The following is an 18830-nucleotide window of genomic DNA, read 5'->3' as shown; positions in this document are numbered from 1 at the left end:
AAGCCGATGAGGTCAAAGGCGAAACTCGTGGCCCAGATAGACATCGCGGACGTGCTGGTTGTTCAGCACGGCGTTGGCATCGCCTTCGGCAATGATCAGGCCGCTGCCGACGATATAGGCGTTATCGCAGATGTCGAGCGTTTCACGCACGTTGTGATCGGTAATCAACACGCCGATGCCGCGGGTGCGGAGCTGGCGGATGATGCCCTTGATCTCGCCGACCGAGATGGGATCCACACCGGCAAAGGGTTCATCAAGCAGAATGAAGGCCGGCTCGATGGCGAGTGCCCGGGCGATCTCGACACGCCGGCGCTCGCCGCCGGAAAGGCTCATGCCCATGTTGTCGCGGATATGGGTGATGCTGAACTCCTCGAGCAGCTGATCGAGACGGTCGCGGCGCTGTTGGCGATCAAGGTCCTTGCGCGTCTCGAGAATGGCCATGATGTTGTCGGCCACCGAGAGCTTGCGAAAGATGGAGGCTTCCTGCGGCAGATAGCTGATGCCGGCATGGGCGCGCTTGTGCATCGGGCTGCGGCTCAGGTCCAGGTCGTCGATGGCGACACGGCCGGCATCGGCCTGGATCAGTCCCACGATCATGTAAAACGAGGTGGTCTTGCCCGCCCCGTTGGGGCCCAGCAGTCCCACGATCTCGCCCTGTCGAATCGACAGGCTGATGTCCTGAACGACACGGCGCCCCTTGAAGCTCTTGGCCAGATGGGCTGCGTGAAGGGTTTTCATTAATTGCTGCTGCCCTGTTGATCCTCGGGAGTGAGCTGCATGCGAACGCGGCCGCCCGAGCTGTCACCAGTGCTGCTGCCCTGAGCGCTCTGACTGCCGCGGGCGTTGACCTGACGGGAGTCGAGGAAATACTCCACGTAGCCGCCGTTGAAGGTGTCCCCGCTTTGATGCAGCTCGGCGTTGCCGATCAGCTCGACCCGCCGCTCTCCAGCGTGATAGATGATGGTGTTGCCCCAGCCCTTGGCGAGCGGGTCATTGGGCGCCGGCTGCTGTTCGATATAGGCGCGGCCGCCGCTGCCCCCGTTGGCGGTCAGACTCGACAGCCCGCCGCCCTGCGCCCGCTGCAGCTCGACCCGGCTGGAGCGCAGTTTCATGGTGCCCTGATCGACCTCGACAGTGCCGGTATAGACGGCCGTGCCGGCGCGGTTATCGATGTTGAGCTCGTCGGCGCCGATATTGATGGGCTTCTGGCGATCGCTTTCCAGGGCCATGGCCTGCTGGCCGAGCAGTGCCAGCAGCAGGGCAGAGGTACACAGCAGCACAGGGCGCGTCATGGGAGATCCTTGTCATCATTCATGGTTGAAAAAGGCGGCGATTATCGGTCAACGGGCGGGTGCAACCCCTGCACATTGCCTTCGAGCGTCATGCGATCCTCGTTGACCCAGCCGTCAAAACGGTCGCCGCGGGTGCGCTGCTCGTTCCGGGTAAACACGGCGTCGCCATCGCTCCAGGCATGTTGCGACGGAACATCATAATGCAGCACATTCGTTTCCAGTTGCCACCCGTCCGCCGGCTGACGCAGCACGGCATTGCCGGCCAGCTCGAACGTGTTGGCATCCGGGCCGAGCGTGGCGCGCTCGCCATCCGCCGTCCAGCGGTTGCCATCACTGCCGAGCAGCGTGAAATGTGGCGTGACGGCGCGAGTGACGTCATCCTCGGGCGTATGCGATACCCGCGGGCTCTCCATGGTCTGTGCCACACGGCCCTGCTCATCGAAGCGGGTATAGTTGACGCCCTCAAGATAGTAATCGGGCACGCCCGCGTCGCTGTCCGGTGCCGGGCCGGGCGTCATCAGGGTGTTACGCTGATCGATCAGCGTCAGGACGCCGCCCAGTGCCAGTACCAGCACCAGAATGCCAAGGCGTGTCCGGGTTTGTCCGGTCGGTAGCCTGTCGCGAAAAGCCATATACACGTCCTGTCGGGTCTTTGAAGCAGCCTCAGGGCCACTCATGCGCGTTAATGATATCCTGGCGGACGCCACGCGCGCTCAGCAGCCATTCGCAGAGTTCACGGACCGCGCCATGGCCGCCGGATGCCCGGGTTACCATGTCGGCGCGCTGACGAATATAGTCCGGCGCGTCGGCCACCGTCACGCCAAGCCCCGCATACATGATGGCACCGAGGTCGGGAAGATCGTCCCCGCAGTAGCAGACCGCCCGCGCTTCCAGCCCGGACGCTGCCATCAGGGTCTCGAGCGCGACCTGTTTGTCGTCACGTCCCTGAATGACATGGCGAATGCCCAGTTCCTGCGCACGGCGGTCGACGGCCGGCGAGATGCGTCCGGTAATCAGGGCAACATCAATGCCGGTCTGCATGATCAGCTTGAGTCCGAGGCCGTCACGGACATGAAATACCTTGTCGCCATCATGCTGTGGCTGCGAGGCATATCGAAGGCGGCCATCGGTCAGGACGCCGTCGACATCCAGCGCCAGCAGGCGAATGGCGTGCGCGCGCGCTGTCAGCTCGGTAGTCGTGTTGTCGGGTTCTGTCATGATGGGGAAGCCTCCGGTGTGGCGAACGAGTGCCGGCAGGCCGTCCGGATGCCGTACCGCTCTGGGGTCGAGTGTGCATCGGGATGGTGCTAGACAATGCCGCTTCTGAGCAGGTCATGCATCTTGAGAAGCCCGATGGGGCGGTGCCGGTCATCGACAATGACCAGCGCCGTAATGCGGTGATCCTCCATGACCCTGACGGCTTCCGCGGCAAGCGTATGGGCCTCGATGGTACGCCCACCCGGTGTCATGACCTCTTCAATCAACAGCTGTCGCACATCGCCGTGGCGATCGATCGTGCGGCGCAGATCGCCATCGGTGTAGATGCCCGCAAGACGGTCGCTGTCGTCCGTAACGCAGGTAAAGCCGTGGCCCTTGCGGGTCATTTCCACCAGCGCCTCGCTGAGACGCGCGCCGTGATGGATGATCGGGAGTTCATCACCGGTATGCATCAGATCTTCCACCCGCAGCAGCAACCGCTTGCCCAGGGTGCCGCCCGGATGGGACAGGGCGAAGTCCTCCGGGCCGAAACGTCGCGCCTCGAGCAGAGCGATCGCCAGCGCATCGCCCAGCGCCAGCGCCGCCGTGGTGGACGATGTCGGGGCAAGGTTCAGGGGGCAGGCTTCCTGGGTCACGCTGACATCAAGATGGACATCGGCGTGTCGGGCAAGACTGGATGAGGCATTGCCGGTCATCGCAATCACGGTCGTCCCCAGGCGCTTGAACAGGGGCAGCAGGGCGGTCAGCTCGGCGGTTTCCCCGGAGTTGGACAGCGCCAGTACCAGATCATTGCGTACCAGCATGCCCAGATCGCCGTGGCTGGCTTCGCCGGCGTGGACAAAAAACGCCGGCGTGCCGGTGCTGGCCAGGGTGGCGGCCATTTTGCGCCCCACATGGCCGGATTTGCCGACGCCGGTCACCACGACGCGGCCACTGCACGACAGTATATGCCGGCAGGCGCGATTAAAGGGCTCGTCGAGGCGTTCGCGCAGATCGCTCAGGGCGTTCTGCTCGAGCAGCAGTGTGCGTCGGGCACTGGCCAGGAAGTCATGATCGGTGTCAGGTGTCATCATGGCACCGGATTCTGACGCCGGATGCCCCCGGGCACAAGCATCGCAATGTCGGCAGGGCGCCATGGGGGACAGGGCCAAAAGCGTGCAGGGGCCCTGGTGAAAGGCCGGTTTCCATGCCGTTGTGGCAGTTGCCTTCAACGGGCACTGGTGGGGGCGGGTATAATTCGGATACGATGTTCGCTAACTCCCTATCCTTTTGTGTCTACTCAGGAGTTGTATGTCCGACTCAACACTGGTCAGCGTCGAGAATCTTCATTTCTCGCGAGCTGGCAGACCCATTTTTTCGGGCGTTGATCTGGAGATTCCAAAAGGGCGCATCACGGCCATCATGGGACCCAGTGGCACCGGCAAGACCACCATGCTCAAGCTGATCGCCGGACAGCTCATGCCGGATTCGGGCAGTGTGCATGTCGGCAATGACAATGTGCATCGACTGTCCCGTCAGGCGCTTTTCAGGATGCGCCGCCGTATGGGGATGCTGTTTCAGAGCGGGGCGCTCTTTTCGGATCTGAGTGTCTTTGAAAACGTGGCCTTTCCGCTGCGGGTTCATACCAGGCTGCCGGAGCACATGATTCGTGACCTCGTGCTGATCAAGCTGCAGGCCGTGGGCCTGCGTGGCGCCCGGGATTTCATGCCAGCCGAGCTGTCGGGCGGCATGACCCGGCGTGTGGCGCTGGCACGGGCCATTGCGCTGGACCCGGATCTGATCATGTACGATGAGCCCTTCGTCGGTCAGGACCCCATTTCCATGGGCGTGCTGGTCACGCTGATCCGCCGGCTCAACAGCGCCTTCAACATGACCGCCATCGTGGTGTCCCATGATATCAAGGAGACGCTGTCGATCGCCGATCATGTCTATGTCATTGCCGATGGCCGCGTGATGGCCAGTGGCTCGCCGGCCTCGCTGCGCGAAGCACAGGACCCCCGGGTCAGCCAGTTCATTCGCGGTGAGCCTGATGGACCGGTGCCCTTTCATTATCCTTCGAAGAACTTTTACGAGGATATTCTTGCGCCATCGGAGGTGTCGTGATGTCACCGTTGACGTCTCTGGGGCACAAGACGCTGAATACGCTCGAATCGCTGGGTCGCAGTGCCATCTTTCTGGTACAGGCCCTGTGTCATCTGCCCCGCCTTCAGGGCGTCAGTCTGTGGCTGCGACAGATGTATTTCGTGGGCGTCATGTCGCTGCCCATTGTGGCCGTTTCAGGCCTTTTTATCGGCATGGTCATCGCGCTTCAGGGCTATCTGGTGCTGTCCGGCTTCGGCGCCGATGAGGCGCTGGGCCAGATGGTGGCGCTGTCGCTCTTGCGGGAGCTTGCGCCCGTTGTGACGGCGCTGCTCTTTGCCGGTCGCGCCGGCTCGGCCCTGACGGCCGAAATCGGGCTCATGAAGGCGACCGAGCAGCTCTCCAGCATGGAGATGATCGGTGTTGATCCGTTGCGTCGGGTGATCTCGCCGCGGCTCTGGGCGGGATTCGTCTCCATGCCGATACTGACTGTCTTTTTCAGCGTGATCGGTATCATGGGCGGCTATATCGTCGGCGTGGACTGGCTGGGCGTCGATCAGGGCTCGTTCTGGGGCAACATGCAGGGCAGCGTCATCTTCATGGATGATGTCATGAACGGCATGCTGAAAAGCGTGGTCTTCGGTGTCGTCGTGACATGGATCGCCGTTTTTCAGGGCTACGATCTCATCCCGACCTCCGAGGGGATCTCGCGCGCCACGACCCGAACCGTCGTCTTTGGCTCGCTGGCCGTACTGGGGCTGGATTTCATTTTGACCGCGCTGATGTTTGGAGAATTCTGATGAAGCGCTCTAAGTGGCTTGAAACCGGTGTTGGCGCCTTTGTGCTGGCCGGTTTTCTGGGACTCGTCTTTCTGGGTCTGCAGGTAAGTGGCCTTGCTCCAGGGCAGGCTGAACAGAATTTCACGGTGCATGCGAACTTCAGCAATATCGGTGGTCTGAAAGAGCGTTCACGCGTCACCATGGCGGGCGTTACCGTGGGCCGTATTACCGACATCGAGCTGGACCCGCAGTGGCTTGAAGGGCGTGTGACCATGCAGATCGATGGCGATGTCGGTGAAAAACTGACGGAAGATTCCACGGCATCTATTCTGACGGCAGGACTTCTGGGCGAGAAATACATCGGTCTTTCGACCGGCGGGGCGCCTGAAATGATCGAGGATGGGGGCACCATTCGCGACACCCAGTCGGCGCTGGTACTGGAAGAGTTGATTCAGCAGTTCGTATCGAACATGTCCAAATAAACCGGACACATGGCGGGCGCCGATATGCCGTGCGGCGCCTGCACGGTCCGTAGAGCCAGGAGGTGGCATCAATGAAAAGAGTCTCCCGTTATGTTGGTGTACTGGTCGCCGCCATGCTCGGTATGGGGGTCATGTCGGCCCAGGCAGCCAATCAGTCGCCGCACGAAGTGGTCAGTCAGAGCGTCGAGCAGCTGATGTCCAGACTCGACAACAATCAGCAGCGCTATCGCGATAATCCCGACGAGCTCAGACAGGTTGTCGATCAGAACATCGACCCCATCGTTGACTGGCGCTACGCCTCGGCAAGCGTCATGGGCAAGTACTTTCAGGCGGCAAGCCCCGAGCAGCGCAGCCGGTTTGCGCGCGTGTTCAAGCAGACGCTGATCGATACCTATGCTCAGGGGCTGGTGACGTTTGACTACGAGGACGTGCGGGTACTGGATAATAACCAGAACACGCGCTACGACGATCAGGCCAGTGTCGATATGGAAGTCATCGCCACCAACGGCGAGCGCTATCCGGTCTCCTACACGCTTCGCGAGCGTGACGGTGAATGGAAGGTCATCAATGTGGTGGTCAACGGCATCAATCTGGGACTGACCTTCCGCAATCAGTTTGATCAGTCCATGCGTTCCAACAACCGTGACTTTGATGCCGTCATCAACAGCTGGTCGCCCGATGTCGATCTGGAAGAGGGTGATGGAGACAACCAGAAGGCTCAGGGCTGATGAGCGAGACGCTCTACAGTGATGACGCCGCAACGCTTGAAGCCCGCGATGCTGCCCTGTATCTGAAGGGGGCGCCGGGCTTTGACAATGCGCCGGATCTGGCCTCGGCCGGTATTCACTGGCTGCAGGGCCGCAGCGAATCATCGGTGTCCTTCAACCTGTGCGGCGTGGACCGTACCAGCAGTGCCACCATCTCGGTACTGCTCGAATGGTTGCGCGCCGCCCAGGCGGGCAGGCTGGAAGTGGATCGCATCACGCTCTCCGATCGCATGCGCGAGCTGATCGAGATGGCGGAGCTCAGCGATGTCTTTCCGGCCCACGAGACCTCGTTTGCAACTGCCGATGAGCCATGACCGTAAGCGCCGGCAGGGCGAATGATCCGAAAGCGGCGTCCATGACGCCGCTTTTTTGGTTGTCCATTCGCGCCGGGTCGTGCTTTTCATTTACCATTGGCGACCAACAAACCAGCGAAGGAGTCATCATGCAGCCTGATGAAGTCAAGCGCCTGCTTGAGGCGCGAGTCGAATCCTGTGAATTTCGTGTTCAGGGAGAGGGGTGCAACTTTCAGGTCACCGCCATCGGTGATGTCTTTGAAGGCATGACACCCGTCAAGCGTCAGCAGCTGATCTATTCGGCGCTGTCCGAAGAAATTGCCAGCGGCGCGCTGCATGCCATCAGCATTAAAACCATGACCTCGGCGCAGTGGGCCGAAGCGTCGCCCGATTCAGATCGTGCCTGATTGCCGTGGAAGTCTGGTGAATGGATAAACTGATTATCAGCGGTGGTCGGCCGCTGTCCGGCGAAGTCTGGACGTCGGGTGCCAAGAATTCGGCCCTGCCCATTCTTGCGGCCACGTTGCTGGCCGATGAGCCGGTCACCATCGGCAACCTGCCTCATCTGCAGGACATTACCACAACGCTCGAGCTGCTCGGCCGCATGGGTGTCGAACCCATCATGGGCGAAAAGATGAGCATTCAGCTCGATGGTCGGGTCAGGGACTGTCACGCGCCTTATGATCTGGTCAAGAAGATGCGGGCCTCGATTCTGGTGCTGGGACCGCTTCTGGCGCATTTCGGCACGGCCGATGTCTCGCTGCCCGGCGGCTGCGCCATCGGCACGCGTCCGGTGGACCTGCATATTCGCGGCCTGCAGGCCATGGGGGCCGATATCCGCGTCGAGGGCGGCTACATTCGTGCCAGAGCGAACGGCGGTCTCAAGGGCGCCCATATCGTGCTGGATACGGTGACGGTGACAGGGACCGAAAATCTCTTGATGGCGGCCACGCTGGCCGAAGGCCGCACCGTGCTGGAAAACGCTGCCCGCGAGCCGGAAATCGTGGATCTGGCCGAGTGTCTGATTGCGATGGGCGCCAGAATCAGCGGGCACGGCAGCAGTACCATCACCATCGAGGGCGTCAAGCGTCTGCATGGCTGTCACTATGATGTCATGCCCGATCGTATCGAGACCGGCACCTTTCTGGTGGCGGCTGCGGCCACCCGCGGGCGGGTCCGGGTGCGTAACGCCCGTGCCGACACCATGGAGGCGGTGCTGCTCAAGCTGGAAGAGGCCGGCGCCGAGATCGAGACCGGTGACGGCTGGATCTCGCTGGACATGCACGGTCGCCGGCCGCAGGCGGTCAATATCCGCACGGCACCCTACCCGGGCTTTCCTACCGACATGCAGGCGCAGTTCGTGGCGCTCAACGCCGTGGCCGAAGGCAGCGGGCGTGTGGTGGAAACCATCTTTGAAAATCGCTTCATGCATGTGCAGGAGATCAACCGCATGGGGGCGGACATCTCTCTGGAAGGCAACACCGCGCTGGTCAGCGGTGTCGAGTCCCTGAGCGGTGCGCCTGTCATGGCGACCGATCTGCGTGCCTCGGCAAGCCTTGTCATTGCCGCACTGGTGGCCGAAGGAGAGACCGTGGTGGATCGCATCTACCATATCGATCGCGGCTATGAGTGCATCGAGGAGAAGCTTCAGCTAATGGGGGCGCGTATTCGCCGCGTGCCGCGCTAGGGGCGTACGAATGCTCGTCATGTCGATTCATTTTTGCAGCCATTGAAGATCACATGAGTAAACCGCTGATACTGGCGCTCTCCAAGGGGCGAATCCTCGAGGAGACGCTGCCGTTGCTGGCTGCTGCCGGCATTGAACCGCTGGAGCCGCTCGACAAGAGTCGCAAGCTGCTGTTCGATACCAGCCTGGACAACGTCAAGCTGGTCATTCTGCGGGCTGTTGATGTGCCCACCTATGTGCAGATGGGCGCCGCCGATGTGGGGGTGGCGGGCAAGGACGTTCTGCTCGAACATGGCGCCCAGGGGCTTTATGAGCCGCTGGATCTGGATATTTCACGCTGTCGCCTGATGACGGCGGGTATCGAGGGCGTCACTCCGGGGCGTGCCCGGCGCCGCGTGGCGACCAAGTTCGTCAATATCGCCCGACGCTACTACTCGGGGCTGGGCATTCAGGCGGAGGTCATCAAGCTCTATGGCGCCATGGAGCTGGCACCGCTGATGAATCTGGCCGATGAGATTGTCGATATCGTGGATACCGGCAACACCCTGCGTGCCAATGGTATGGTGCCGCGCGAGCTGATCGCCGATATCAGCACGCGTCTGGTGGTCAACAAGGCCTCCATGACCGTGCAGCATGCGCGGCTGGGGCCGTTGATCGAGCGTCTGGGGCAGGCCGTCGAGGCGCGTCGTCACAGTGACGCCACGTCCTGAGCCCGGTCTCCGGACCGGTCTTCAGGAGGCGGCCAGGGCAGGGCATCACGCCAGCGTTACCGCACGATACTTCCCGGCAGGGGCCGGAAGCCAAGGAGTCATTCAGGCGTCATGGACAAGCAGAGCATGCATCGACTTTCTATACAGCAGCCGGACTTTGAATCCCGGCTGGACACGCTGCTGGACTGGGAAAGCGTGTCGAACGCCGACGTGCAGCAAAGCGTGGACAATATCATCGCTGATGTGCGTCGCCGTGGCGATGCCGCCGTTATCGACCTGACCCGCCGGTTCGATCGTCTGGACGTGCAGAACATGTCGGCACTGACGCTGAGCGCCGAGCGGCTGAAACAGGCGTGGCAGGGGCTGCCGGAAGAACAGCGTCAGGCGCTGGCAGTGGCGGGCGATCGCATTCGCGCCTATCACGAGCGACAAAAGCCCGAGTCCTGGTCATATCAGGAAGCCGACGGCACCATGCTGGGCCAGAAGGTAACGCCGCTGGACCGGGCCGGCGTCTACGTGCCCGGCGGCAAGGCCGCCTATCCCTCATCGGTGTTGATGAACGTCATTCCGGCGCATGTGGCCGGCGTGGAAGACATCGTCATGATGGTGCCGACGCCGGACGGCGTGCTCAACGAGCTGGTGCTGGCGGCGGCGCACGTCGCGGGTGTCTCACGGGTCTTTACCATCGGTGGGGCGCAGGCCGTGGCGGCAATGGCCTACGGCACCGAAACGATTCCGAAGGTCGACAAGATCGTGGGGCCGGGCAATATCTTTGTGGCCACCGCCAAGCGCGCTGTCTTCGGGCAGGTCGGCATCGACATGATTGCCGGGCCCTCGGAAATCCTGGTGGTCTCCGATGGCGGTACCGACCCGGACTGGCTGGCCATGGATCTGTTCTCGCAGGCCGAGCACGACGAGGATGCTCAGGCCATCCTGATCAGCTGGGACGCGCAGCATCTGGATGCAGTGGCAGAGAGTATCGAGCGGCTGCTGCCCACGCTCGAGCGGGCCGATATCGTCCGGGAGTCGCTCTCCCGTCGGGGCGCTCTGGTGCTGGTAGAGAACGAGGCGCAGGCCATCACGCTTGCCAATCGTATCGCGCCGGAGCACCTGGAGCTGTCGGTGGCCGAACCGGAGCGGCTGGTCGACCGGATCCGCCATGCCGGGGCCATTTTCATGGGGCGCTATACGGCCGAGGCGCTGGGCGATTACTGCGCCGGTCCCAACCATGTGCTGCCCACCTCCGGCACCGCACGCTTCTCCTCGCCGCTGGGCGTCTACGATTTCCAGAAGCGCTCATCGCTGATCCAGTGCTCGCCGCAGGGGGCGTCAACGCTGGGTCAGACCGCCTCCGTGCTGGCACGAGGCGAGTCGCTGACGGCGCATGCCCGCTCGGCCGAAAATCGTATCAACCACGACGACAACAGCTGATCCACGCTGGTCGTCAGTCGCCGGTCAGCTTTCGGACTGTACCGGCGTCACCGGCCGACTGGGGCGCTCGCCCACGCTGACATTGACACGAAAGCGCTTGCCGCCGCGGTAAAGCTCCAGCGGCAGCTCCCTGCCGGGCTCGATCTCCGCGATATCCACCATGGCGGTCTGGGCATCCAGCAGTGGCTTGCCGTCGATCGACAGGATCAGATCGCCGACCCGGATTCCGGCCTGTGCGGCCGGACCGCCTTCCACGACATCCGAAACCACGACCCCGCGCGGGGCGTTGATATCCAGTGAAGAGGCCAGACTGGAGCTGACCTCTCTGGCCTCGATTCCCAGCCAGCCCCTGACCACCCGGCCGCGGGTGACCAGATCGTTGAGAATGCCGTGCGCCAGATTGGTGGGAATGGCAAAACCGATGCCCTGCGAGCCGCCGGTGCGTGAAAAGATGGCAGTGTTGATACCCACCAGGGCGCCCTCGGCATTGACCAGTGCGCCGCCCGAGTTCCCCGGGTTGATGGCGGCATCCGTCTGGATAAAGTCCTCGTAGGCGTTGAGTCCCAGATGGTTGCGCCCGGTAGCGCTGATGATGCCCATGGTGACGGTCTGGCCCACGCCGAAGGGGTTGCCGATGGCCAGGGCGATGTCGCCGACGCGGGTGTTGGTAGCATCGGCCAGATCGATGACCGGCAGGTTGTCCAGATCGATCTTGAGTACCGCCAGATCCGTCTCCGGATCGGTACCGATGACGGTGGCCAGGGTCTCGCGGCCATCACGCAGGGCAATCTGTACCTTATCGGCGCCGCTGATAACGTGGTTGTTGGTCAGGATGTAGCCCTCGTCGCTGACGATGACCCCGGAACCCAGGCTGGACAGCATGCGTCGCCGGCCGGATTGGCTGTTGCCGAAGAACTGTTCAAAAAACGGATCGGACATCAGCGGATGGTGGTCGCGTTCGACCAGCCGCGACGAATAGACGTTGACCACCGCCGGTGCCGCTCGCTGCACGGCGCTGGAATAGCTGGCCGTGCCCGGACCGCGCTGCAGCGGGGCGGCGTCGCGTGTGACGGGAGGCGTGCGCTGTACCGGGGGAGTGGACACCGGCGTGGTGGCGGGGGCCTCGGGCCTTTGGCCCTGTAGCTGGTCACCGGCCGGCCGGTCGCCGCTGTCGATGATCTGCGGCATGTGATCCAGCAGTACCAGCGCCAGCAGGACGCCACAGACGACAGGCCAGATCAGGGGCACCAGAAGTCGGCGCATGACAACATCCTTTTGAAACAGGCAGCTCCGGGCTGCAGACTTGCAGAGACACCGCCTCCGGCATGCAGGCCGAGGCGTTGCCTTCGCATCCGGATCGCAATGTCTTGTAATCGTTGAGCGAGTTTATCACCGAGGTGTCGGCGATGTCCGATGCGAAGACGCTACTTTCAGGAAACAATGGACGGACAGGAGAGAGGCCATGGTCGCGCGCAGACAATTAATGGATGACATGCACACACTGCTGACACCGGAGCGTTTCAAGGACTTTACCGTCAACGGTCTGCAGGTCGAGGGCCGTGATCGGGTGGAAAGGGTCATAAGCGGCGTGACGGCCAGCCAGGCACTGCTGGATGAGGCGGTGGCGTGGCAGGCCGACATGGTGCTGGTCCACCACGGCTACTTCTGGAAAAACGAGCCGGTGGCCATTACCGGCATGAAGCAGCGCCGCATTGCCACGCTGCTGGCACATGACATCAATCTGGTGGCCTGGCATCTGCCGCTGGATGCCCATGCCACGCTGGGCAACAATGCTCTGCTGGCAAGCCGCATGGACTGGCAGGTGCAGGGTGTGCTGGATGGCGAGATGGGGCAGGGGCTCTTGTATCACGGTGACATGGCAGCGTGCTCACAGAAGGCACTGGCCGAGCGTTTCCACAAGCGGCTGGCCCATCGGCCGCTGATGATTGCAGGGCATGATCGTCCCATCCAGCGCATCGCATGGTGTACGGGAGGCGCACAGGACATGATCATCGAAGCGGCAGAGGCCGGGATGGACGCTTTCGTCTCGGGTGAGGTGTCAGAGCGCACGACGCATCTGGCCCGGGAGATGGGAATTACCTACTATGCCGCCGGCCACCATGCCACCGAGCGTGATGGCATCCGCGCTCTGGGCGAGCGGCTGGCGCAGCAGCACGGTGTCGAGCACCGTTTTGTCGATATCGACAATCCGGTATAGCGGCTGCCGGCGTATCGGCAGCCGCAACGGGGTCAATACCTGGGCGGCTGCGGATGCGTGCTGTCACCGTCCTGTTTCGGACGCAGGCCGTAGCCTTCGTCGAGCGTGCCGTTGGTGTCGGCGTAGTCGCGAGGCGCGTGAAGCGACGCCGGGTCTTCTTCGCTCTCCTGCGCGGCATCTGTCTGGTGACGGCGCTTGAGCGCCGGGTCACTGGTCATGGTGTCGGCATCCGCGTCGAGTCGGGCCTGAAGCTCTTCACTCTGGCGGGTAATGTTCCGGGCCAGCGTCATGACGTCGGTAAAATGGGTGTTGACGTTGTCGCGAAGCGATTTGAGTTCAAGCTCGGTTTCGGCGAGTCGCTGCTTGAGTTTCTGGCTGTTCGCTCTCTGGTTGCCCGAGAAATGGCGGATCAACACGCCGATAGCGATGCCTGCCAGCAGTGCCACAATGGCGACTACCCAGTCGATATTGCCTTCGTTCACCAATATTCCCCTCTTCGATGCTGAATGCACGCACGACCGGCGTGACCATGCGATGGGCCATTATAGAAGGCCTCGTGTTGTCCGGGTCAATTCACTCACGACATAATCATGTTTATCAGCGATGATACATCATCGTCCGCAGGGCGAGTCGGCAGGCATCACGCTGTACAATCATGGTATCCGATCTTCTGCAAGGCACCAGACAACATGTCCAGACTTTCCCCGCGAGAACAGTATCGGCAGGATCTTGAACGTGAAGGCTTTCAGTACGACAGCGCCCAGGAAAAGGCGGTCGAGCATCTGCAGCGTCTTTATGACGCCCTGACGAGCAGACCGCGCCCCACGCCTTCGACAACAACGGAAGCAGAGGGCGGGCTCCGGTCGAAAATGTCGGGCCTTTTCGGCAAAAAGGGCGAGCCCTCTGCGCCCAAGGCGCCTGCCGAGCCGGAGATCAAGGGGCTCTATTTCTGGGGCGGTGTGGGGCGCGGCAAGACATGGCTGGTCGATACCTTTCACGACAGCCTGCCCTTTGATGACAAGATGCGCACGCATTTTCACCGCTTCATGCAGCGTGTCCACAAGGAAATGGAGGCCCACAAGGGGCAGAAGAACCCGTTGACCCTGGTGGCGGCAAAGCTGGCCGAAGAGGCCCGGGTCATCTGTCTCGATGAGTTCTTCGTCAAGGACATCACCGATGCCATGATTCTGGGCAATCTGCTCGATGCCCTTTTTGCCCAGGGCGTGGTGCTGGTGACCACGTCCAATATCGTGCCGGATGAGCTGTACAAAAACGGGCTGCAGCGCGATCGCTTCCTGCCGGCCATCGAGCTGCTCAACCGGCACTGTGACGTGGTGAACGTGGATGCGGGCATCGATTATCGGATGCGCACCCTGACCCGCGAGGAGATCTTCCACACCCCGGCTGACGACAGCGCCGACGAGGCGCTGGAAAAAAGCTTTACCCATCTGGCCGGCGCCCCCGGCGAGCAGGAAACGCTGCGCATCAACGGACGTGCGCTTGAGGCGCGCCGCTGCCATGAGGGGGTGGTCTGGTTTGATTTCAAAACGCTGTGCGATGGTCCGCGCAGCCAGAATGATTACATCGAGCTGTCGAGGCAGTATCACAGCGTGCTGGTTTCCGGGGTGCCGGTCATGGGGGCGGCGATCGAGGATCAGGCGCGGCGCTTTATCAACTTGGTAGATGAATTCTACGATCGCGCCGTCAAGCTGATCATGTCGGCAGACGCCGAGCCCGAATCCCTCTATAGCGGCGGCGAGCTTGCCTTTGAGTTCGAGCGCACGGTATCGCGCCTGCAGGAGATGCAGTCCAGTGATTATCTGGCGTTGACGCACAAGCCCTGAATGTGATTAATCCCTTGTTCGCCGGAGGCGGGCTCTGTACAATGCGCGCTCGCTTATCGTTGTTGTTCTGCAGGCAGGGACAACAACCAAGAAAAATAGGGATTGGCAGGGCAGCAGCTGTGCTCTCGCCACAACCATGGTGATTCATACATGAAGACGTTCAGCGCCAAACCGCAGTCCGTGCAGCGCGACTGGTATGTCATCGACGCTTCAGATCTGACTCTGGGTCGACTGGCTACCGAGATCGCTCGCCGTCTGCGCGGCAAGCACAAGCCCGAATATACCCCTCACGTTGACACCGGTGACTACATCGTTGTCGTCAACGCCGAGAAGGTCCGTGTGACCGGCAAGAAGTCCTTTGCCAAGCAGTATTATCGCCATACCGGTTATCCGGGCGGTCTGCGTTCGATGAACTTCGAGCAGATGATCGATCATGCGCCGGAGCGCGTCATCGAAATCGCTGTCAAGGGAATGCTGCCCAAGGGTCCGCTGGGTCGCGCCATGTATTCCAAGCTCAAGGTTTATGCCGGTGGTGAGCATCCTCATGCGGCGCAGCAACCCCAGGCACTGAATCTCTAAAGGAACATTTTCATGGCACAGCAGCAGTACTACGGCACAGGCCGCCGCAAGACCTCTACCGCACGCGTTTTCCTGCGTCCGGGCAATGGCAATATCACGGTCAACAAGCGTGAGCTCAACGAATACTTCGGCCGCGTCACAGCCCAGATGGTTGTACGCCAGCCGCTCGAGCTGACCGAGCTGACCAACCAGTTCGACATCTATGTCACCGTTCAGGGTGGCGGTGGTTCTGCCCAGGCAGGCGCCATCCGTCACGGCATTACCCGTGCCCTGATGGATTACAATGAAGAACTGCGCACACCGCTGCGCAGCGCCGGCTATGTGACGCGTGATGCGCGTATGGTCGAGCGTAAAAAGGTTGGTCTGCGCAAGGCACGTCGTCGTCCCCAGTTCTCCAAGCGTTAAGCTTCGACGTCGCGTCTCAAAACGCCCGGGTGTTTTCCCGGGCGTTTTTGTGTCTGCACGGCAGTTCTTTCATGCCTGTTGCAACCCGGCGGTTGTCAATCCGGCAACCCGGGCGTGTGCTCTCGTGTTATCATCCAGCTCGTCATTAAAGTGAGGACTTTCTATGGGTGTTGTGGCCAAACGATCGTCAATGACGTTCTATACAGGCAGTGACGACCATTACAGCCATCGCGTCAGGATCGTGCTGGCCGAAAAGGGGATTTCCGTTGATATCATCGAGGTCAACGATGAGCATCGTCCGGCGGAGCTGGCCGATCTCAATCCCTATAACAGTGTGCCGACACTGATCGATCGTGACCTGGTCCTGTATGAATCGAAGGTCATGATGGAGTATCTGGATGAGCGTTTTCCGCATCCACCGCTGCTGCCGGTCTACCCCGTAGCGCGTGCCCAGAGCCGACTGTGGATGCATCGCATCGAGCGTGAGTGGTGCCCGATGGTGGAACGTATCCTGTCGCCGGGTTCCAAGAAGGAAGTCGAGCAGGCGCGCAAGGAGCTGCGTGAAAGCCTGATCGGCATCAGCCCGATCTTTGAAGATATCCCGTTTTTCATGAGTGAAGAATTTTCGCTGGTGGACTGCTGTCTGGCGCCCATTCTCTGGCGTCTGCCGGCACTGGGTGTCGAGCTGCCCGAGCAGCAGGTCAAGCCGCTGATGGGCTATATGGAAAGGCTGTTTGCGCGGGATGCCTTCAGGGCATCACTTCTCGAGTCGGAGCGTGAGCTTCGCACCTGATCGGCCCACCGCTGCAGATGCCATGGCATGGTGCAGCGAGGATACTGATTGATGCGCAGGGTTCATATTTCGAGGCATTGTTCAGTGAGGTAAAAACATGCATTCCAGCCGTCCCTATCTGATTCGTGCGTTGTATCAGTGGCTGCTGGACAACGACTGCACGCCCTATGTCGTTGTCGATGCCGAACGCACGGGCGTGGTAGTACCAGAACAGTTTGTCCAGAACGGCCAGATCGTGCTCAATATTGGTCCGGGCGCGGTACGAGAGCTTTTCATGGAAAATGACATGGTGGCCTTCAACGCGCGCTTTGGCGGACAGCCCATGACCGTCGAGCTGCCCATCGATGCCATCATCGCCATCTATGCCCGTGAAAACGGGGTAGGCATGGTTTTCGGCCAGGAACCTGTCATGCCGGATGCCGCTTCGGATGTTGCCGAACCCGACAGCGATGATGCCGGCGAGCATGATTCGCATCTGGGTGCGGTGGCCAAAACGGACGAGGAGAGCAGTGAGGGTGGCGACGATGATGACGACGACAATTCGCGTCCCAGAAAGGGTCGTCCGTCCCTGAAGGTTATCAAGTAGCTGCCGGACCCGTTACCGTCATACCAGCGGACCCGCCATCATGGCGGGTCCGCTTTTTAATGCGCTCGTCCCGAAATGCCGGGCTTAGCCGTCGATGTATTCAAACGCCTTGACGATGCGCTCCACGCCACCGGTTTGAGAGGCCAGCCGCACGAGATAATCCGCTTCGCTGTAGCGGACCATGCCCATCAGATATACCGTGCCGTTTTCAGTCAGGACCCTGACGCGGTCGCTGTCGATGTAACTGCCGGTCGCCAGGCGTGCCTTCACGCGTGAGGTGATCCAGGTATCCTGCAGTCGCTGCTGCGTCGAGCTGTTGGGGCCGATGCTCAGTTCGTTGCGCAGGTGGCGGGCGCCCTGAATACGCGTGGCCAGCTCTCCGGTCTGTGCCTTTTGGGCTTCGCTGCCGACCTGGCCGGTCAACAGGACAAAGCCGTTATAGACATCCACGTTGATGTGGGTGTCATCAAGACTGTCATTGGCCCGGATGCTGTCCCAGAGCGTGCGCGCGATCCGGGTGTCCTGGTCGATGGCATAACCGGTGCGTGTGCCGTAGCCGTTGCTGCCGGTGATGGTGCTGCAGCCGCTGGCGGCAAGCATGACACCCAGCAGCAGGGCACTCGTCAGGCGGAAAAGGGGGCGCTTATTCATTGCTGCCGAAGAGTTGGTGATCGATCAGGTCGCAAAGACAGTGAATGGCCAGCAGATGGACTTCCTGAATACGGGCCGTCACGGTCGCCGGCACGCGAATTTCGCAATCTTCCTGGCCCAGAAGCGATGCCATGTTGCCGCCGTCGCGGCCGGTCAGTGCCACCACGATCATCTCGCGGTCATGGGCGGCCTGAATGGCCTGAATGACGTTGGCGGAATTACCGCTGGTGGAGATGGCCAGCAGAACATCACCGGGCTGACCCAGCGCCCGAATCTGCTTGGAAAAGACATCGTTGTAGCTGTAGTCGTTGGCGATCGAGGTGATGGTGGAAGAGTCCGTGGTCAGCGCCAGTGCCGGCAGGCTCGGCCGTTCGCGCTCAAAGCGATTCAGCAGTTCCGAGGAGAAGTGCTGGGCATCGCCGGCGCTGCCGCCGTTGCCGCAGGCCAGAATCTTGCCGTCGTTGATCAGGCTCTGGACCATGATCTGACTGGCGGCCTCGATGAAGGGCGGCAGGACCTCGCTCGACCAGGTCTTGACGTCGATGCTGGCGTTGAAGTGATCGATGATGCGTGATTGAAAGTCCATGGCACTCTTCGGCTCGTAAATGGCGTTGTATTCCCGCGGCGACGCGAAGGCATCAGAAGGCGTCAAAGGCGCTTTTGATCCATTCAAAGTGCAGGCGCTCGGGAGGCTCCCCCGTCACGCCTACCGCATCAAAGCGGCAGGGGCATGATAACCGCTTGTCGAGCAGATAAAAACGCGCGGCCCGGATCAGTCGACGCTGCTTGGCGGGTGTGATGGTTTCAAGCGGGGTGCCGTGAGAGGGACTGGCGCGATAGCGTACTTCTACAAAGACCAGGGTATCGCCATCGCGCATGATGAGATCGGTCTCTGCGCCACGGATGTGCTGATTGCGTGCCACCGTGCTCAGTCCCTGTCGTTCGAGCCACTGCGCGGTCAACGACTCGATGTCGTGACCGCGCTGGCGGCTGCTGAAGGGTCGAAAGGCCACGAC

General features: G+C 61.4%; 25 protein-coding genes. 15 read left to right on the top strand and 10 right to left on the bottom strand.

Annotation, left to right across the window (positions count from 1 at the left end):
• Positions 1 to 12: 12 nt before the first annotated feature.
• The 5 genes from lptB to M1D97_RS09880 all read right to left on the bottom strand — a co-directional run bounded on the left by lptB (position 13) and on the right by M1D97_RS09880 (position 3580).
• Complete coding sequence (lptB, locus tag M1D97_RS09900) at positions 13 to 738, bottom strand: LPS export ABC transporter ATP-binding protein (RefSeq protein ID WP_456267575.1); 726 nt, start codon at positions 736 to 738, stop codon at positions 13 to 15.
• Entirely contained in the window at positions 738 to 1292 is a 555-nt protein-coding gene (gene lptA / locus M1D97_RS09895; protein WP_456267574.1) for a lipopolysaccharide transport periplasmic protein LptA, read from the bottom strand. Before lptA ends, lptB begins: the two co-directional genes overlap by 1 nt.
• Before the next feature lie 41 nt (positions 1293 to 1333).
• Positions 1334 to 1924 (bottom strand): LPS export ABC transporter periplasmic protein LptC, encoded by a 591-nt coding sequence (lptC, locus tag M1D97_RS09890; RefSeq protein WP_456267573.1) that lies wholly within the window; start codon positions 1922 to 1924, stop codon positions 1334 to 1336.
• 31 nt (positions 1925 to 1955) lie between these two features.
• Positions 1956 to 2510 carry a KdsC family phosphatase gene (locus M1D97_RS09885; protein ID WP_456267572.1) on the bottom strand — a complete coding sequence of 185 codons (555 nt, stop codon included), beginning with the start codon at positions 2508 to 2510 and terminating at the stop codon, positions 1956 to 1958.
• Positions 2511 to 2599: 89 nt separating this feature from the next.
• Complete coding sequence (locus M1D97_RS09880) at positions 2600 to 3580, bottom strand: KpsF/GutQ family sugar-phosphate isomerase (protein ID WP_456270206.1); 981 nt, start codon at positions 3578 to 3580, stop codon at positions 2600 to 2602.
• Between the two features lie 220 nt (positions 3581 to 3800).
• Between M1D97_RS09880 and M1D97_RS09875 the strand changes: the two genes are divergently transcribed.
• From M1D97_RS09875 to hisD, 9 genes are all read left to right on the top strand, one after another.
• Positions 3801 to 4613, top strand: a complete 813-nt coding sequence (locus M1D97_RS09875) for an ABC transporter ATP-binding protein (protein ID WP_456267571.1) — start codon at positions 3801 to 3803, stop codon at positions 4611 to 4613.
• The gene (gene mlaE, locus M1D97_RS09870) at positions 4613 to 5389 is read left to right on the top strand and encodes a lipid asymmetry maintenance ABC transporter permease subunit MlaE (protein WP_456267570.1); all 777 of its coding nucleotides are present in this window, start codon (positions 4613 to 4615) and stop codon (positions 5387 to 5389) included. The genes M1D97_RS09875 and mlaE overlap by 1 nt, the downstream gene beginning before the upstream one ends.
• On the top strand, positions 5389 to 5850 hold the full coding sequence (gene mlaD, locus M1D97_RS09865) for an outer membrane lipid asymmetry maintenance protein MlaD (RefSeq protein ID WP_456267569.1): 462 nt from the start codon (positions 5389 to 5391) through the stop codon (positions 5848 to 5850). The genes mlaE and mlaD overlap by 1 nt, the downstream gene beginning before the upstream one ends.
• A gap of 71 nt (positions 5851 to 5921) precedes the next feature.
• Positions 5922 to 6578: an MlaC/ttg2D family ABC transporter substrate-binding protein gene (locus M1D97_RS09860; RefSeq protein WP_456267568.1), complete on the top strand. Its 657-nt coding sequence runs from the start codon at positions 5922 to 5924 to the stop codon at positions 6576 to 6578.
• Positions 6578 to 6931 (top strand): STAS domain-containing protein, encoded by a 354-nt coding sequence (locus M1D97_RS09855; RefSeq protein WP_456267567.1) that lies wholly within the window; start codon positions 6578 to 6580, stop codon positions 6929 to 6931. Before M1D97_RS09860 ends, M1D97_RS09855 begins: the two co-directional genes overlap by 1 nt.
• A gap of 128 nt (positions 6932 to 7059) precedes the next feature.
• The gene (locus M1D97_RS09850) at positions 7060 to 7317 is read left to right on the top strand and encodes a BolA family protein (protein ID WP_456267566.1); all 258 of its coding nucleotides are present in this window, start codon (positions 7060 to 7062) and stop codon (positions 7315 to 7317) included.
• A 20-nt stretch (positions 7318 to 7337) separates the two neighbouring features.
• Positions 7338 to 8597 (top strand): UDP-N-acetylglucosamine 1-carboxyvinyltransferase, encoded by a 1260-nt coding sequence (gene murA, locus M1D97_RS09845; protein ID WP_456267565.1) that lies wholly within the window; start codon positions 7338 to 7340, stop codon positions 8595 to 8597.
• A gap of 53 nt (positions 8598 to 8650) precedes the next feature.
• The gene (hisG, locus tag M1D97_RS09840; RefSeq protein ID WP_456267564.1) at positions 8651 to 9307 is read left to right on the top strand and encodes an ATP phosphoribosyltransferase; all 657 of its coding nucleotides are present in this window, start codon (positions 8651 to 8653) and stop codon (positions 9305 to 9307) included.
• Positions 9308 to 9433: 126 nt separating this feature from the next.
• A complete protein-coding gene (hisD, locus tag M1D97_RS09835; RefSeq protein WP_456267563.1) occupies positions 9434 to 10738 on the top strand; it encodes a histidinol dehydrogenase in 1305 nt (434 codons plus the stop codon).
• A 24-nt stretch (positions 10739 to 10762) separates the two neighbouring features.
• Here the strand turns inward: hisD and M1D97_RS09830 are convergent, their stop codons facing one another.
• Complete coding sequence (locus tag M1D97_RS09830; RefSeq protein WP_456267562.1) at positions 10763 to 12001, bottom strand: S1C family serine protease; 1239 nt, start codon at positions 11999 to 12001, stop codon at positions 10763 to 10765.
• A 199-nt stretch (positions 12002 to 12200) separates the two neighbouring features.
• Here M1D97_RS09830 and M1D97_RS09825 point away from each other — a divergent pair, with 199 nt between their 5' ends.
• Positions 12201 to 12956, top strand: a complete 756-nt coding sequence (locus M1D97_RS09825; RefSeq protein ID WP_456267561.1) for a Nif3-like dinuclear metal center hexameric protein — start codon at positions 12201 to 12203, stop codon at positions 12954 to 12956.
• A gap of 32 nt (positions 12957 to 12988) precedes the next feature.
• Here the strand turns inward: M1D97_RS09825 and M1D97_RS09820 are convergent, their stop codons facing one another.
• Positions 12989 to 13438, bottom strand: coding sequence for a YhcB family protein (locus M1D97_RS09820; RefSeq protein WP_456267560.1), 450 nt, complete (start codon positions 13436 to 13438; stop codon positions 12989 to 12991).
• A 207-nt stretch (positions 13439 to 13645) separates the two neighbouring features.
• On the opposite strand from M1D97_RS09820, the gene zapE reads away from it, so the two are divergent.
• The 5 genes from zapE to M1D97_RS09795 all read left to right on the top strand — a co-directional run bounded on the left by zapE (position 13646) and on the right by M1D97_RS09795 (position 17163).
• On the top strand, positions 13646 to 14800 hold the full coding sequence (zapE, locus tag M1D97_RS09815; RefSeq protein ID WP_456267559.1) for a cell division protein ZapE: 1155 nt from the start codon (positions 13646 to 13648) through the stop codon (positions 14798 to 14800).
• Positions 14801 to 14950: 150 nt separating this feature from the next.
• Complete coding sequence (gene rplM, locus M1D97_RS09810; RefSeq protein ID WP_456267558.1) at positions 14951 to 15379, top strand: 50S ribosomal protein L13; 429 nt, start codon at positions 14951 to 14953, stop codon at positions 15377 to 15379.
• 12 nt (positions 15380 to 15391) lie between these two features.
• Entirely contained in the window at positions 15392 to 15784 is a 393-nt protein-coding gene (gene rpsI / locus M1D97_RS09805) for a 30S ribosomal protein S9 (RefSeq protein WP_456267557.1), read from the top strand.
• A gap of 163 nt (positions 15785 to 15947) precedes the next feature.
• On the top strand, positions 15948 to 16577 hold the full coding sequence (sspA, locus tag M1D97_RS09800; RefSeq protein WP_086623115.1) for a stringent starvation protein SspA: 630 nt from the start codon (positions 15948 to 15950) through the stop codon (positions 16575 to 16577).
• A gap of 97 nt (positions 16578 to 16674) precedes the next feature.
• On the top strand, positions 16675 to 17163 hold the full coding sequence (locus tag M1D97_RS09795) for a ClpXP protease specificity-enhancing factor (protein WP_456267556.1): 489 nt from the start codon (positions 16675 to 16677) through the stop codon (positions 17161 to 17163).
• A gap of 84 nt (positions 17164 to 17247) precedes the next feature.
• Here the strand turns inward: M1D97_RS09795 and M1D97_RS09790 are convergent, their stop codons facing one another.
• The 3 genes from M1D97_RS09790 to M1D97_RS09780 are packed head-to-tail and all read right to left on the bottom strand — an operon-like array spanning position 17248 to position 18827.
• The gene (locus M1D97_RS09790; RefSeq protein WP_456267555.1) at positions 17248 to 17814 is read right to left on the bottom strand and encodes a BON domain-containing protein; all 567 of its coding nucleotides are present in this window, start codon (positions 17812 to 17814) and stop codon (positions 17248 to 17250) included.
• Entirely contained in the window at positions 17807 to 18400 is a 594-nt protein-coding gene (locus M1D97_RS09785; RefSeq protein ID WP_456270205.1) for a phosphoheptose isomerase, read from the bottom strand. The genes M1D97_RS09790 and M1D97_RS09785 overlap by 8 nt, the downstream gene beginning before the upstream one ends.
• A 52-nt stretch (positions 18401 to 18452) precedes the next feature.
• Positions 18453 to 18827, bottom strand: a complete 375-nt coding sequence (locus M1D97_RS09780; protein ID WP_456267554.1) for a YraN family protein — start codon at positions 18825 to 18827, stop codon at positions 18453 to 18455.
• Positions 18828 to 18830: the final 3 nt, after the last annotated feature.

It is taken from the genome of Kushneria sp. AK178 (assembly GCF_053903105.1).
Note: the sequence above shows the minus strand (reverse complement) of the source record. Positions and strands in the feature narration are given on the sequence as shown.